Origin of the sequence: Amycolatopsis sp. NPDC059021 (assembly GCF_042739895.1) — a bacterium.
Taxonomy (GTDB): domain Bacteria; phylum Actinomycetota; class Actinomycetes; order Mycobacteriales; family Pseudonocardiaceae; genus Amycolatopsis.
On sequence record NZ_JBHYIQ010000013.1, the window covers coordinates 115,847 to 131,310 of the forward strand.

Annotated in this window: 9 protein-coding genes and 1 pseudogene; 5 read left to right on the forward strand and 5 right to left on the reverse strand. The window is 67.5% G+C overall.

Annotated features, from left to right (window positions below):
• Nucleotides 1–154 precede the first annotated feature (154 nt).
• A complete protein-coding gene (locus tag ACFWX1_RS10640) occupies nucleotides 155–2,998 on the forward strand; it encodes a BTAD domain-containing putative transcriptional regulator (RefSeq protein WP_378385990.1) in 2,844 nt (947 codons plus the stop codon).
• A 4-nt stretch (nucleotides 2,999–3,002) separates the two neighbouring features.
• Nucleotides 3,003–3,866, forward strand: coding sequence for a class I SAM-dependent methyltransferase (locus ACFWX1_RS10645; RefSeq protein ID WP_378385992.1), 864 nt, complete (start codon nucleotides 3,003–3,005; stop codon nucleotides 3,864–3,866).
• On the opposite strand, the gene ACFWX1_RS10650 is transcribed toward ACFWX1_RS10645, so the two are convergent.
• From ACFWX1_RS10650 to ACFWX1_RS10670, 5 genes are all read right to left on the reverse strand, one after another.
• Nucleotides 3,863–4,747, reverse strand: a complete 885-nt coding sequence (locus tag ACFWX1_RS10650; protein ID WP_378385994.1) for a diiron oxygenase — start codon at nucleotides 4,745–4,747, stop codon at nucleotides 3,863–3,865. The genes ACFWX1_RS10645 and ACFWX1_RS10650 overlap by 4 nt on opposite strands.
• Before the next feature lie 384 nt (nucleotides 4,748–5,131).
• Nucleotides 5,132–9,172 (reverse strand): TIGR02680 family protein, encoded by a 4,041-nt coding sequence (locus ACFWX1_RS10655; protein WP_378385996.1) that lies wholly within the window; start codon nucleotides 9,170–9,172, stop codon nucleotides 5,132–5,134.
• Nucleotides 9,169–10,413 carry a TIGR02678 family protein gene (locus ACFWX1_RS10660; RefSeq protein ID WP_378385998.1) on the reverse strand — a complete coding sequence of 415 codons (1,245 nt, stop codon included), beginning with the start codon at nucleotides 10,411–10,413 and terminating at the stop codon, nucleotides 9,169–9,171. The genes ACFWX1_RS10655 and ACFWX1_RS10660 overlap by 4 nt, the downstream gene beginning before the upstream one ends.
• Nucleotides 10,410–11,948: a TIGR02677 family protein gene (locus tag ACFWX1_RS10665; RefSeq protein ID WP_378385999.1), complete on the reverse strand. Its 1,539-nt coding sequence runs from the start codon at nucleotides 11,946–11,948 to the stop codon at nucleotides 10,410–10,412. Before ACFWX1_RS10665 ends, ACFWX1_RS10660 begins: the two co-directional genes overlap by 4 nt.
• Nucleotides 11,949–12,001: 53 nt before the next feature.
• The gene (locus ACFWX1_RS10670) at nucleotides 12,002–13,120 is read right to left on the reverse strand and encodes a TIGR02679 family protein (protein WP_378386001.1); all 1,119 of its coding nucleotides are present in this window, start codon (nucleotides 13,118–13,120) and stop codon (nucleotides 12,002–12,004) included.
• Nucleotides 13,121–13,253: 133 nt separating this feature from the next.
• Between ACFWX1_RS10670 and ACFWX1_RS10675 the strand changes: the two are divergent.
• The 3 genes and pseudogenes from ACFWX1_RS10675 to ACFWX1_RS10685 all read left to right on the forward strand — a co-directional run.
• A pseudogene (locus ACFWX1_RS10675) lies at nucleotides 13,254–13,532 on the forward strand (Scr1 family TA system antitoxin-like transcriptional regulator); the annotation flags it as partial.
• Entirely contained in the window at nucleotides 13,525–13,860 is a 336-nt protein-coding gene (locus tag ACFWX1_RS10680) for a DUF397 domain-containing protein (protein WP_378386003.1), read from the forward strand. The pseudogene ACFWX1_RS10675 and the gene ACFWX1_RS10680, both read left to right, overlap by 8 nt.
• Nucleotides 13,861–14,781, forward strand: a complete 921-nt coding sequence (locus ACFWX1_RS10685) for a restriction endonuclease (RefSeq protein WP_378386005.1) — start codon at nucleotides 13,861–13,863, stop codon at nucleotides 14,779–14,781.
• Nucleotides 14,782–15,464 lie beyond the last annotated feature (683 nt).

The following is a 15,464-nucleotide window of genomic DNA, read 5'->3' on the forward strand; positions in this document are numbered from 1 at the left end:
CGCGGGAATCCCTCCCCGCGGACACTGCGAGCGCAGTGTGGCCTACGCCGTCCTCATTTCGTCCTCGAAGACGCCTCGTTGTGCGTGATAACGTCGCTACCGGCGGAAACGCGGGGGAGGGTGCGTGAGATTCGGGGTCCTTGGCCCACTTGAAGTGCGTGATGGGGAACGGGTACTGCCGTTGGGCGGGCCGAAACAGCACAAAGTGCTCGCCGCCTTGTTGCTGGGGTATGGCCGCGCGGTTCCGCTCGACGAACTGGTGAACGCGGTGTGGGAGAACGATCCTCCCGCGACCGCCGAAAAACAGGTGCGCAACGCGGTTTCGGATTTGCGGCGGGCACTGCCGTTCGACGATACGACGATCGTTTCGGCGTTGTCGGGCTATCGCCTGGACGCCGGTGAGCATTTGGACGCCGTGGTATTCCAGCAAACGGTCGAACGAGCGCGAAAGGACGCCTCGGAATCCCGGCCCGCGGACGCGGTGGCCGGATTCCGGCGCGCTCTCGAGCTGTGGCGGGGTCCCGCGCTCGCGGGCCTCGGCTGCCCCGCGCTGGAACCCCAGCTCGCGGGCTTGGGCGAACAGCGGCTCGCGGCGTTCGAGCACTGCGTTGAGCTGGAGCTCGGGTTGGGCAGGCACCGCGGGCTCACCGGGGAGCTGGCCGAATGGGCGAACGAGAACCCTCTCCGGGAACGGCTCACCGAGCAGCTGATGCTCGCGCTGCACAGAGCGGGCGCGCCGGCGCAGGCGATCCTCGCGTACGAACGCGCGCAAGGCGCGTTGCGCGAGGAACTCGGCGTCGAGCCGGGCCCCGGCCTCCGCCGTCTTCGCGCCCGGATCCTGGCCGACGATCCGGCCCTCGCGGCCCCGGAGAGCTGGGTACCGCGGTGCGATCTGCCACGGGACGCCAGCCACTTCACCGGACGGGGCACCGAACTCGGCAGGATCCTCGATGCGGCCGGGGCCCGGACGGGCACCACCATGGTGATCTCCGCGCTCGACGGAATGGCAGGCGTCGGGAAGACCACCCTGGCCGTGCACGCCGCCCACCGGCTCATCGAGTGTTTCCCGGACGCGCAGCTGTTCATCGACCTGCACGCCCACACGCCCGGACAGCAACCGCTCACGCCGTCCGCCGCGCTCGAAAAGCTGCTGCGCGCCTTGGGCGTCGCGAACGAACGCATCCCGATCGAGCTGGAGGACCGGGCCGCGTTGTGGCGGGCGCAGCTGGCGAAACGGCGCGCGCTGATCGTGCTGGACAACGCGCTGGACGCCGCCCAACTGCGTCCCCTGCTGCCGGGCGCGCCGGAGTGCCTGACCATCGTCACCAGCCGACGGCGTCTCACCGACCTGGACGCGGATCCGATCACCGTCGACATCCTGCCCGCCGCGGACGCGCGGGAGCTGTTCCTGCGGGTCGTCGGCGACGACCGGCCGCTGGCCGAACCGGCGGCGACCGACGACGTACTCCAGCTCTGCGGCTTCCTTCCCCTCGCGTTGCGGATCGCCGCCGCGCGGCTCCGTCACCGTCCATCGTGGACAGTCGAACACCTCGCTTCCCGGCTGCGCGACCAACGCCACCGGCTCACCGAACTGCGGACCGACAACCGCAGTGTCGCGACGGCCTTCAAGCTGTCGTACGCCCAGCTCAAGCCCGATCACCAGGGCTTCTTCCGGGCGCTGGGATTGACTCCGGGCGCGGACATCGATCCGGCCGCCGCGGGCGCGCTGACCGAGCAACGTCCGATGGCCAGCGAAGACATCCTCGAGGATCTCGTCGACGCGCATCTGCTGGAGCAGCCGGGCCCCGGCCGGTACCGGTTCCACGACCTGCTGCGTACCTACGCGGCGCGGCTGGCGGCGGACACCGACGGCGAAACCGACCGGCGCGCGGCCCTGACCCGGCTGTTCGACCACTACCTGCGCACCGCCGCGACGGCCATGGACGTCGTGGCGCCCACCGAACGGGCGCATCGGCCGCGCCTGACACCGCCGGTCTCCCAGGACACCACTCTCTTCACCTACGATCGCGCGCTCAGCTGGCTGAAGGCCGAACGCGCGAATCTGCTTTCGGTCGCCGAACACGCCGCCGTCCACGGCTGGCCGTCGCACACTTTCCACCTGTCCGCGACGTTGTGGCGGTTCTTCCACATCATCGGCAACCACAACGACGCGCTGACCCTGCACACGCAAGGTCTCGCCGCGGCACGCAAGGCGGGCGATCTCGGCTACCAGGCGGACTCGCTCGCCAGCCGCGGGTACATCAACTGGTGGCTCGGGCGGTACCAGGACGCGCTCGCCGACTGCAACGAGGGCGTGCGCCTCGCCGTCGACCTCCGCGACCGCCGGGTCGAAGGACGTGCCCTGCACGCACTCGGCCTGGTCTGCACCCGGCTGGGCTCGCTGGAGGAGGCGCGCACCGTGCTCTGGCGGACGCTCGAGGCGGGCAAGGACACCGACGACCAGGTGCTCGAGGGCTACGCGCTGCGGGGACTCGGCGAGGTGTACCACCACATGGGCCGGCACGCCGAATCCGCTGACGCGTATCAGCAGGCGATCGCGGTGGCTCGTTCCATCGGGAACGCCACCATCGAAGGCTATTCCTTGCGCGGGCTCGCCGAGGTCGAAGCTCTGCGGGGCGACCACGGCGAAGCCCTCACGAAATGCCTGCGGGCGCTCGAATTGGCGAAGGCGACCCGAAACCGCAACATCGAAAACCGGGCCCTGCGCACTCTTGCCGAGATTCGCCGGCGGCGGGGCGAGCACGACCACGCGTTCGCGGCGTACTCGGAGGCGTTGACCGTCGCCGAGGAGACCGCGAACCGCTACGAGGAAGCCCACGCCTACAACGGCCTCGCGCACACTCACCACGACCGCGGCGATCTCGCCGAAGCCAAGCGACACTGGGAACAGGCCTTCACGCTGTTCGGCAAACTCGGGGTGCCCGAGCAGCACAGGGTCGGCGCGCAACTGGACGCGCTCGACGGGAATAGGAGCTGAGCCGGTGAGTTCGACCGCGGAGACGGCGGCGTTGTTGCGCGCGGCGGGCGCGGTGGTCGCCGAGCCGGAGCTGCGGGGGCCGGACGTTCTGGCGGCCCGGCTGATCCCGTGGTGGCCTCTTGGCCGCGCGATGATCAAGGTGCCCGGCCTGCGTGTCCTGGTTCTCCGGGCGCTGCGGCGGTCCTGGCCGGGTGCGCTGTGGTTCGAGGTCATCCGTACCAGGTACATGGACGATGTCGTCCGCGCGGAAGTCGCGGCCGGGGCCACCCAGCTCGTCGTGCTGGGCGCCGGTTTCGATTCCCGGGCGCATCGCCTACGGGACTTACTCGCCGGGACAACGGTGTTCGAGGTCGACCAGCCGGACACCTCGGCCCGCAAACGCGCTCGGATCCGGGCGCTGCCTCGAGTGTCCAATGTGCACTATCTGACGATCGACTTCAACCGCGACGATCTTGCGGCGACGTTGGAACGCGGTGGCTACGACCCCACGGCGCGCACGGTGGTCGTGTGGTCGGGGGTGACGCAGTATCTGGAGGCAGCCGGAGTCGAGGCGACGCTCCGGTGGTTGTCGGCGCAGGCGCCCGGGAGTTCGGTCGTCTTCGACTACTGCTGGCGCGAAGTCATCGAGGGCACGGGCCTGACACCCGACGCGCTGGCCGCCGCCCGCGAGGTCGCGTCGAGGGGCGAGCCGTGGCTGTGGGGAATCCGGCGCGGCAAGGCGGGCGAATTCCTGGCTGGGCAAGGGCTACGTCTCGTGGAGGACCTGGACATCCCCACCGCGCAAAGCCGCTATCTGCGGCGAGCGGACGGCACGGTCCAAGGTCCAGTGTGGACATTCGGCGGCTTCGTGCACGCGAAGACGCGCTAGCCGAGAAGGTGGGACCTCCGCCACAACGCCGTCGTGAATCGTCCCTTGATGAACCCGTTTTCCTTGCAGAAGCCGACGAGCTGGCGCGACATCCACCGCAATGACTCGTGATAGTGCGGATTCGTCAACGCTGACTGGTACGCCTCCTTCGGATTCAACCCCACTCGCCGGTACGTCTCCGGCCGGATGAACGCCCGGCTCATCGACCACGCGAGCAACGCGACACCGAACCGGTTCATCTTCCGCGACAGCCACCCGGCCTCGCCCATCGTGCGCACCATCGCCTCGCGTGCATAGGCGACGTGCCGTGCTTCCTCCAGGACGTGGATCCGGTTCATCATCCGCAGCAACGGCTGGACCCGTTCGTCATCCATGGTTTCGCGCTGCAGCCGGTCCACGGGCTCCTCGAAGAACAGCGCACTCGCCCAGAAGACCGGCCCCAACGGCACCAGCGCGGACACGACGTTCAACAGCCGCGTCGTCAGTTTCGACTGCGGCACCACCTTGCCACCGAACCGCGAAATCCCCTTCGCGAACATGGTCGAATGACGACATTCGTCGGCGACCTCGGTCAGCGCGTACAACGCGGGGTCTGTCGCGGGTTCGCCTTCCTGAACTGTGCGGAGAATGGTGCGCATCAGGCTCAGTTCGGCGTGAATGACCACGGACAGGAACGTGATCATCTCCTGCTTGGCCAGCTCCACGCGCTGCGCCGGGGACATTCGGTCCCACAGGGGCGTGCCGTACAACGAGATCCGGTGCTCCAGGTGGTACAGCTTGCCCTCGACCAGGGGCGCGTCCCAGTCGATGTCCACCGCGGGGTCGTAACTCCGCGCCGCCGACGACTTCAACAACCGCCGCGCTGTCGCTTCCCGATCCATACGCTCCACGCTAGCGCGCCACGCTCCCGGCCCCGGACAGCCAGGGCAAACGTCACCCGCTGTTCGACCGCGGCTCACGTGCTCACTCCGTGTCGACTCTCAACCGTCGGCGAACCTGTGGGTGACCCGATCCACGTGCCGAGCCAGGTCTTCGCACCCTCCTCAAGCACTCGCTCCGGGCTCGTTTCCGTGGCGAACGCGCCGAGGGTGATCAGCTCGCACGCTCCGCGTACGGGTGCGGGCGACGTCCGCCGCTGTCGAGGATGTCGCCATGTCGAGGTAGTAGAAGATGGGCATCGAGATCGTCCTCGCCGAGTAGGTCCACGGTCCGCCGCCGAAAGGGCCACGACCTTCGACATCGACGAACGCCGAGCGTTCGCTCACTCAGTCCGGTTCCGCGGGCAGGAGATCGTGACCGTCCCAGGTGAAGCGGGCGGTGGTCACGGCGTCGTCGCCGTCGCCGCCGGTGATGAGCTGGTGGATGCCGATCCCGCTCAGCTCCGAATAAACACACCACTCGTGGTCGGAGGTGAGCATCAGGTCGAGGTCGAGTGCCGACAGCAAGGCGAACACCTGGCCCCGGTTCGTGCTGTCGACGCCGACGAACACCTCGTCGAGCAGGATGACGCGTGGTGCTTCCGGCGCCGCCTGGTAGTGCGCCGCGACAGCAGCGAAGAGCGGCAGGTGCAGTGCGATGGCCTTCTCACCACCGGACAGCGCGCCATGCAGCTTGCGGGTCAGCAGTTGCCAGCCGTCGCCGTTCGCGCGGTCGACCTTCACCACGAAGCGGTGCCACGCCGTGTAGTCGAAGACCTGAGCGAGCTGCTGTTCCCAGCTGGTCGCGGTGTCGTCGGCCTTGGCCTGCTCGATCCGGTCGCGGAAGAACCGGTGCAGGGACTCGCGATCGGCGTCGGTCAGGCGCACCGGATCCTTGAGCAGCAGATCCCGGGCGGTTTTCGTCCCCGGCGGCAGATCCGGCGCGACCTGCCAGACCAGCCGGACGGCGACTTTCGACGCGGTGCGGACCTTTTCCAGGCGTGCGTTCATCCCGTCGACCAGCTCGTTGGCCTGCCGGATCCGCGCGGCGAGATGCCGGCGGGTGTCCCCGGTCAGCGTCTGGTCGAACAGTTCTCGTTCCCGCTCGGTGATCTCGTCGCGGCTCTGGTCGGCTTCGGTACGGAGGATATTCAGCAGTTCCGCGGCCCCGACCCGGAGACCGTCCACCACCGCGGTGAAAACCTGGACGTCCTCGTCGGTTTCGAGGTCGAGGTCGGCGCGGGAGCTGAGCGCGTCCCGGCAGGTGTGCACCGACTCGGACAGCCGGTGCAGCGCGTCCCCGATGTTGCTGGCGCTGTGGGGCATCGACGGCCAGGCGGCCACGATCAGCCGCGCCGCGTCCAGCGCGGCACGGACGCCATCGCCCGACCCCAGCGTGGTTTCGAACTTCGCGAGGTCGTCGATTCCGCTGTCCGCCGGGAAAGTTCCCGCGGCCAGCCGGCGGAATCGCTGGGCGACGGTGTCTCGATGGACCGACGCCTCTTCGTGCACCTTGGCGTCGTTCACCCGCTGAGTTTCCAGCCTGCCGAGCTGCGTCGCGAGTTCGGTCACCTTGCTCGTGGTTCGTTTTCGCTCGTCGCCGAGTTCCGTGAGATTGGCGCGGAGTCCTTCGATTTCGACGAGAACTTCCCGGTAATCAACGCCGAACGTGCTGTCGATCGCCTCGAGCATGGCGACCAGCCGTTGGTGTTCTTCTTCGGCTTCCTGCGCTTCGTCCTCGCGTTGAACCGCGTGGTCCGCCGACCGCTGTGCCTGGGCTGTCAACGAAGCCAGCGTTTGACGGGCGGTGAGGAGTTTGCCGTGCTGCTCCAACCAGTTCTCAGCCTGATCGGCGAACGTGCTGACGGATGTCGCCAGTGTCGCCAAGGCAGCCCGCTCGGTGGGCACACCATGCTCGGCCGCCAGACCGATCAGGGCGTGCAGCGTCCGAGCCACGTCCTTCTCCCGCGCCGACACGATTTCGACGCGCTGACGCACGATCCGGTCGGCCGTCCCCAGTTCGAGTTCCGCCCTGGTCAGCTGCTGGGTGGCAGCGTCGAGTACCGCGTAGCCGGGCCTTGCCGCCCGCTCGGCCTTGATCACCTGCCGACGCGTGGCGAGGGCGGCGAGTTCGGTTTCGAGCCGGGCCATGTCCGCCTCGCGTTCGGAGATCTGGGCCCTCAGCTCGTGGATGCGGCGTTCCCTGGCGCGGTGCCGCGCGAGCGCGCCGATGTAGGCCGGGTGGTCCTTCTGCCAGCTCCCGATGAGATTGGCGAGACGCCAGGAGCCGTCCGCGCCGATGGCCGCGGGCCCTTCGGGCGGCAACTGGTCGTCGAAGGCGACAGCTTCCAGCAGCCTGCGCACGACCGTCGCCGGGATTTCCGCCCCAGCTTCGGCGACGAGCACGTCAGCGAGTGATCGACCGGCCACCTGCCCCAGCGCTTCGGGTTCGGCGAAGATGTCGTGACCCGGAATATCGCCGCGCGGCCCCACCCAGGCGTCCAGCAGCCCGGACGCTTCGAGTGCCGCTTCGATCCCCGCGTACGTGCTCTCGGGCGTTGTCTCCGCGAAGTCGACCAAACGCCACAACGGCGCGCCCGTCATCGTTTCCCGGTCAGTCGTCCGGGTCGGCGGCGCGGCAGGCGGGAGATCCTCCTCGGTACGCAGCCGATCCACTTCGGCGGCGAAGTGATCCCGTTGTTCGCGTGCCGTGGCCAGCGCTGTCGTCCGGGTCGTTTCCTGGCGGGTGATCTCTTCCAGGATCGGCGACGCGACGGCGTCCACCGCGGTGAGCAGTGAGGTCTCGGAGTCGAGGTGGTCGAGAAGGGCCGTGGGTTCGGGGAACGCCAGCTCATCACAGGCCTCGGCCCACTCCACCAGCCGGACGCTCAGGTCGTGCAGCGCGGCGTCCCGGTCGCGTGCCGCGGCGTCGAGCTGTTCCTGCGCCGCGGAGTACGCCGACCGTGCGCTGTCGAGGTCCTCCTCCGCCTCCTGACGCCGCTCGATCGCGCGCTCGTGACTGTCGAGGGCTTGGCCGACCGCGCGCAGCTGCTCCTCCTTGCCGCGTACCGCCGCGCGCAGCAAGGGCCGCGCGGAAACCGGCTCGGTGTCCAGGTGTGCCGTGATTTCGCCGTGCACGCTCGTCAGGCCGGCGCGGGCAGCGGCCTGGCGTGTCTCGATTTCCTGCGTCCGGACGATCTCGGCTTGCCGGTGTGCGGTCCGTTCGGCGTCGTGGCGCTCCTGCTCGTCACGGTCGGCATAGGTTCGTTTCTTGCCCGCGTCGTCCCGGATCTTCTCGGCCTGCGTTCGCGCTTCGGTTGTGCGCTGGCGCAGTCGATCGAGCTCCTGACCTTGTTTGTAGGCCTCGCTTTCGGTCAACCCGGTCTTCCGGGCCTCGGCCGTGCCGATTTCCTGTGTGAGGGTTTCGATGCGGTGCTCGGCGTCTTCCTTTTGCCGGGCAACGATTTCGTACTGCTCGGCGGACTGTCGCGCGGCCTTGGACAGTTTCTCCAGTTCGTGGGTTGCCGAGGTCACTTCGGCCGCGCTCGCTCGCAGCACGCGTTGGGCATAGGTTCGTTGCCGCGACGCCAATGTCCGGGTCGCCGTGACCTCTTCTTCCAGTGTGGCAAGCCGTTCGCGTTGCTTGTCCAGCCGTTCGAACCCCTCGGCGAGTTCGGCGATTTCCTGCTGCCCCAAGGGAGGAAGTGCGCGCGAGAGCAACGTCGACAACAACGCGGGGTCGAGCCGCTGCGACAGCTTGGGTGTTCGCAGCTGGAGCAACGCGGTGATCAAGGCGTCGAAACGTTGCTCGGTCAAGGTGGGGAACAGCGTCGACCGGACTTCCGCGCGGTAGTCACTGGCGCTCGCATGCACTGTCCCGTGGGAACCGAGCTGTTCCTCCAGCGCCTTTTTCGTCAGCGGCTGACCGGCGTCGTTGACCAGGCTGAGCCCATCGGGCATGCCGATGCGCTGCTCGGTGGTGAAGTAGTCCGGATGCACTGTCGTGGTGTGCGAGCTCGCCTGCAGCCGCGCCCCGCAGCTGAACCAGCGCCCGGGAAACCGGAACTCCAGCCACACATAGCCGACGCGTGTCGTGCCGGAAGCTCCTTCGCCCATGAGGTTCCAGTGCATGGTGCGCTCGCCGGTGCCGAACGTCGACAAGCGGTTGGCTCGCAGGTTCGCGTCGAAGAGAAACGGCAACAACAGTTCGAGTGCCTTCGATTTGCCGCTCCCGTTGGGACCTCGGAGCAGCAGACGTCCTTGGTGGAACTCGAAGACTTCGTCGTAGTAGCGCCAGACATTGAGAATTCCGGCGCGCGTCGGGACCCACCGGGGCGCCGACGCGCCGGGCTCTTCGCGTGCGGGGCGAGGAAGTTCGGTCACAGTCATACCGGATTCTCCTCGGAGTCGGAGGTTCTGGCGCCGCGCACGGCGTAGCGTGCTGCAGCCGGAAGGGGACGGACGAGACCGGAAGTCAGCTGCGCCAGGCCGAACGCCGTCAACACGGCCAGCGCGTCGGTTGTGAGCTGCCGTACGCCGTCCTCGCCGCGGTAACTCTTGGCCCAGCGCGGAAAACGTTCGAGTAGCTCCGCCGCTGCTGCCTGCAGTTGTTCGATCGTCATCGGGCCGGTCAGTGCATCGAGCAGAAGAAGGGCGGCGACCTTGGCGTTGCTCGCGTCGTCGGGGAATCGCGTGTCGGTCGCGATGCCGTCGACGTCGACGAGTAGTACGCCTTCTGCTCGCTCTTCCAGTGCGAAACCTCCTTGTTCGGCGGCGCGGCGGAGAAGTTGCCGTCCGGTGGGGGAGGAGAGGTAGGCGTGCTCGTCGGCGGAGAGGTCCTCGAAGTAGAGCACCGGGTCGTCGACCAGCCGCCGGAACACCGAGTGTCTGAGCCACAGATTCCGCTGGACCTCGGAGCGCTTCGCCGTGTCGTCGTGTGCCCCCGAAGCGAGGCCGTAGCGACGCTCGCGCGACACCGCGGCGACGAGTTCTTCGAAGCGCAGCGCCACTTCGTCGGCCGGCACCGCCAGGCGGGACGGCCCGACCGGGGCAGCGAGCAGACGGAGCAGCAACGTCGCGTCGACCTGATACAACACCTTGGCCTCCGCCGATTCCACGAACGCCTCGGTCGTGCCGTCCACCACCTCGAGGACGCCGTAGGACTCCAGCAACCGGAGGACGTCGACGAACGCCATCCGTTCACCGCGGCTCGACGTGTCGAAAGCCGCGACGACCTCGTCGGAACTGGTGGCCAGGCTGACCCGCTTGGCCAGCAGACCGATGGTGGTCACCGGCGTCGCGAGCAACTCGGCCGCGACCACGCACAACAGGACGTACCGTCGCCGGTCGAACGGTGCTCGACCCGACCGGAGCCGCCGGGCGGGACGGCCGGGGTCCATGGCGACACGGACCTTGACCAGCCGGGCGTAGCCGAGGCGTGGTTCGACGGTCAGCGTCCAGCCGCAGTAGTAGTCGAACCACTGCCGGATCGGCTCGCGCCGGCGCCGGACCAGCTCGAATGCCTCCGGCTGGCCCCGCTCGGTGAGCAGGGGTGTAGCGAGCAACTGGCGAATGCCGCGGGCGACCTCTTCTTTCTCGGCGATCACCAGCTGGTTGGCGAGCTGGCTCATGACCGGCCCCCACTCGCGCGCTGTATTCGGCGCCCACCGTCGGCCCGGATCTCGAGTTCGTAATCAGGACCATAAAACTGTCCCTGCGGCGTCGTCAGCCGGGCCACCGCGCCGTCCTGAGGCGGCCACAACAGAATCTCGATCCGCCCGTCGGACGTCGTGCCCCGCCGCACGCCGTTGCGCTCCGGCGCGTTGCTGAGCGCCCTGCCCAACAGATCGAGCAACCGCTCGAACACCGCGTGATCGAGCCGGGCGAACGCGGAGAGCCGGACCGCGCCGCCGGTGTCGAGCATGTCCCACGCGGCCTCCAGTTCCGCCCGCTCAGCACGCGCCTGCTCCGCCCTGGCCGCGCGGACCGCGGCGACGTCGCGAACCCGTCCCGTGCGCGCGAACCGCTCGGTTTTCCCCGCTGTGCGCAGCAAAGGCGACACCTCGACCGGCGGTGCGTCCCGCCACGACGACGTCGAGCTGACCAACTCGGGATCGGGATGGGCGAGATGCGCGTGCCGCGCCGAACTCAGCCCGAACATGGTCGACCACAACCGATGCAGATCGTCCTGGGCCGGGACGACGGTGAACCACCTTGCCAGCTCACGGAAATCAGCCACCGCACTGCTCGCCCGCCGCCGGGATTCGGTGATCCGGTCGAGCACCTGGAGCAGCGTGATGATCGCCCGCCGCGCCACGAGATGCAGCTGCTCGGCCCGTGGTTGCGCGCCGTCCGCCGGCAGGAACCAGGCCCGCAGCCCTTCCCAGCGGGCCCGGCGATGCGTCAGCCACTCCGGCCCCGGATCCGTGCCGGACAGCTGCGGGAGATCGGCGCCGAGCAGCGCACGTTGGTGCATCAGCCCGACCCCGTGTTCCTCGACCTGCCGGATCCGGACCGCGATCCCGTGCGTGCGATGTTCGAGATTGGTCAGGAACTCCTGGAGATAGGTGACCGTAGAGGCCTTCACCTCGTGGAAGGTAGCCAGATTCGCACCGTCGGCTCGTAGGAGCCGCTGGAGTTCGCCGTTGAACTGCTTGGTGTTTCCCCGCAGCGCTTCGAGATGGCCCTCCAACTCGGTCAGCGTGCTGAAGACCCGCCGATCCGACCCGCCGTCGAGTTCGCGCACGAGATCACCGAGCCGATCGGAGATCGCGTCGAGCACGGCTGTCTGCAACGCACCCGTCGAGGCGAGCACACTCAGCGCGTGCACGACCCCGGCGAAGGCCGCTTCACCTTGCCGTGTAAGGGAATACTGAAGATTGCGCCGCTCGTACTCGGTCGCTGTACGGTAGTTCTCGGAGTGATTCTGGATGACGTCGACGAGGTCCCAGTCGCGGAGCTGGTCGAGCGCCCTGGCGAGATCCTCGTCCTCCAGCGCGTCGAGCCAGCCCACCGATCGCAACCGCGCGCGGACGTCGTCGAGCCCCAGCGCCGTTTCGAGCCGCTCGTTGGCCTCGCCGAAGGCATGCAGCACCGACACATACAGCTCGGCCCGTTCGCCGCTGGTGAAGCGGAACATCTCGGGCGGAACACGGATCGGGTCCATCCTGCCTCCCACAGTCTGGTCGCCGACCACGGTACGGGCTGGCACCGACAGTTTCAGGCTTGGGCCATTTCGTCGAGCAACGCCGACGCGACACGCTCCTCGGGAACCGTCTTACCCACCCTGACCAGGTGCCCAGCCAACTCGGCGTCCCACGGCGCCGGCGTGACCCGCCCGACCGGCGGACCGTCCCCGGCCGCAGCGAGGTAGTCGGCGCTGGTCATCCGCCACGGTACCGCCCCGGTCCTGGCCACGACGTTCGCCGCGATCCGCAGCCCTTCGCCGTCGAAGTCCCCGTGGTAACGCAGCTGGGCACCGGCCTCGCCGAGGCGCCTGAGCAGCAGAATCCCCGCGCTACTGGGCCACCCGGAGATACACACGACCGGTGGACAGGCTGTACTGAACCTGTCCAGTGCGAGCGCCAGCACACTCGGGTTCTCGAACACCCAGACCCGTTCGGGCGCTTTGATGCTTTCGGTAGCCCTGAGCTGCTGCAACGTCAGGACAGCGGCCGTCCCCGCCTCCGCACATGCCTGGAGGATCCGGCTCACGACGTCGTCACCGCGCAAACGGAGCCCAGCAGCGAGCACCGTCGAGGACAACTCGTCGTCCGCGATTCCGGCCCGCTCCCACAACGCCCGCCGCTCCGGCGCGTCCACCGGCGGCGCGACGTCGTAAATCGCCGCCAACGCCCTGGTGACCAGGCCCGCGCACCTCGTGCCCTCATCCAGCGCATGCGTCTCGCCCAGCACCGCGTCGGCGAACACCGGCAACGGCACCCCGGCCGCGGGCAACTCACCCAACACCCGCAAGGCCCGCCCCAACTCCTCACGTGTGCGTTTCATCGACTTGTCGACAAGTCCAGTTCGGCGTACCCCAGCCACCCAGTCCATCAGCGCCGGTTGCGCCGCCACCACGGGATGTTCTGCCAGCCACGTCCACAACTCTTCCCGCTCCGCCGCAGCCCGCCGCCGCTCGTCAGCGCGGTTTCCGACCGGGCCTATGAGTTTCGCGACGACGTCCCGGGTCTCGAGTCCCGTCACCTCGCGAAGCGCCTGGTCAAGCTTGTCGAGCGCGATGTTGGCGTACTCACCAGGCAGCCGCTCCGCCCCGAGCAGATCCGCGATCGCCGCCCGCTCCTCGTCGTCGAGCAGCCCGACCCTCACCCGGCTCACCGGCAGCCCGGACGATAACCTCTCGTGCACAGCCCGCCACAACGGCATCAAGTCAGGCGAGAGTCGGTCAACGGGTTCCACGATGCCCGCATCATAGAAGCACTAGTGGAAATCGGCTGTCGCCGTCCGCCGGGTCGTCGGTGAGCCGGATGTGATGCGGAACCAGCTGGAGTACCTGATCGCTGTCGTCGGGAAGCAGCACGCCAAGATCCAGATTGTCCCGTTCAGCGGTGGTGCCCACGCGGCGATGAACGGTCCGTTCACGATGCTGAAGTTCCCGAACGTGGAGGACATCGATCTCATCTACGTGGAGAACGAGCGCGGCAGCGTGTACTTCGAGCGTCCGGCCGACCTGCTCGCTATGTCGACAGATCTAGGACCTGGGCGATCAGAAGGGGGCGGTCATGACTGACCTCCCGGTGCCGAACTGGCGCAAGAGCAGCTACAGCAGCGGCAACAACGGAGCGTGTGTCGAGGTCGCCACGCCCCCGACTGCAGCCATCACGTCCCGCGACACCAAAGCCCGCGCCACTACACTCCCACGGCTTGACAAGCCTTCATTCAAGAACCCAAAGCAGCCAAGTTCGGCTGACCGCGGCAGAAGCGATGGAACAACACCTCGACGACGCGATCGGATGGAAATCCTTGCCTCAGGGCTCCATGAGCGGCGCCAGGCGTTGATCACGGTGGCGGTGGCGGGGCATAGTGACGTGACGACGGCGCGAGGGGTTGAGGTGTAGATGGCTGTCCCGGAGTTCCAGGCGTTCTGGGTTCCCGTGTTGCGTGCACTGTCGGATGGTCAGACGCGGCACTGGCGGGAAATCCGCGAACCCGTCGCAAAAGAGCTTGAAGTAATGGATGAGGATCACGCCGACACTCTTCCCAGTGGCAAGTCGCGGTTCGACAGTCGAGTTCAGTGGTCGATCACCCATCTGTTTCAGGCGGGCCTCCTCGCTCGTCCGAAGCGCGGGCATGTCCAGATCACTTCGCGTGGCAAGGAGATGCTCGCCGAACACCCTGACCGCATCGACATCAAGCTGCTCGGCAAGTTCGAGGAATACCGGGACTTCCGCAGCCGTACGCGGGTGACAAGCCGAGATACTGCCGGTGATGTCACTGAGTCGGACGACGGCTCAGGTGGCACACCTCCGGAGGCCATCGAGAAGGCCGTGCAGGAGATCAACGAAGCTCTGGCCTCCGAGGTGCTCCAACGGGTTCTCGATCAGGCGCCTGTATTTCTGGAGCGCCTGGTGCTGACGCTGCTCACCGCGATGGGGTATGGCGGCCGCGCCGGCGCTGCCGAACATTGGGGTGGTTCCGGTGACGGCGGCATCGACGGAGTCGTCCGGCAGGATGTACTCGGGCTCGATCGCGTGTATGTGCAGGCCAAGCGGTACGCGTCCGACCACGCGGTAGGGCGTCCGGACATCCAGGCGTTCGTTGGCGCGTTGCATGGCCAGCAGGCCGATCGCGGTGTGTTCATCACGACCAGCCGATTCAGTGCGGACGCGCGATCGTATGTCGAGCGTATTCCCAATCGGATCGTGTTGATCGACGGTCGTAGGCTGGCCGAGCTGATGATCCTGCACAATGTGGGCGTCCAGGACGAAAGCACGTTCGTGCTCAAACGAGTGGACGAAGACTTCTTCGATCAGCTGTAGGAGCTATCCGCGGCGCGGATCGGGCAAGCCGAGGCTGGTGTGTAGCCGGGCGCGCGTTTTGTCAATGACGATGCCAGCACGCCGGTGGCGACGTCATGGTAGTCGTGGACTTCGGCGGTCGTCTTGCCGGAGTGGGCGCGGAGGATACGGCCGACATATTGGACGAGTCTTCCTTTGAAGGCGATCGGCGCGGCGAGGACACGTGTTACCTCTTGCTGTAGGTCCCAGCCTTGTCCAGTGTGAGACTGCCGACCGCTTGCCTGAAGGCACTGCACTTCGATGCCCGGTTGGAGTGGCTCGTTCGGTGGCAGGCCTGGGACCTGCCACCCCGCGTGACTCAGTGATATCGACGGGAGGCTTGATCCCAAGTGTCCTCGCCGAGATCATCGAAGAATGGGGGTCGGGTTGGGGATTCGTGTCGGCAGAAGTTGTCATCGAGTCGTTTTTCGGGTTGCCTGGAGCCCGGCCACAAGGTGCCTGACCGCACACGCTGGTGCTTGGACGGATCGTGAGTGGTCACGGGCCGGCGTCCGCCGTGGGCTCCGTTGGACTTGACCCCTTCGGCGTGAACCAGGCGCGCCATCGCGCGGCCGTATTCTGCAAAAAAATTTAACACAAAGGGGGTGTTGAGGTGAAAGCAAATGTCTGGGGGGGGATAGCGGGCCCGTGGTTGTATTTGAGAG

Coding starts and splice junctions, on each gene's coding strand:
- ACFWX1_RS10650 (WP_378385994.1), bottom strand. CDS start 4,747: ATGGATCGGGAAGCGACAGCGCGGCGGTTGTTGAAGTCGTCGGCGGCG.
- ACFWX1_RS10655 (WP_378385996.1), bottom strand. CDS start 9,172: ATGACTGTGACCGAACTTCCTCGCCCCGCACGCGAAGAGCCCGGCGCG.
- ACFWX1_RS10660 (WP_378385998.1), bottom strand. CDS start 10,413: ATGAGCCAGCTCGCCAACCAGCTGGTGATCGCCGAGAAAGAAGAGGTC.
- ACFWX1_RS10665 (WP_378385999.1), bottom strand. CDS start 11,948: ATGGACCCGATCCGTGTTCCGCCCGAGATGTTCCGCTTCACCAGCGGC.
- ACFWX1_RS10680 (WP_378386003.1), top strand. CDS start 13,525: ATGACTGACCTCCCGGTGCCGAACTGGCGCAAGAGCAGCTACAGCAGC.
- ACFWX1_RS10685 (WP_378386005.1), top strand. CDS start 13,861: ATGGCTGTCCCGGAGTTCCAGGCGTTCTGGGTTCCCGTGTTGCGTGCA.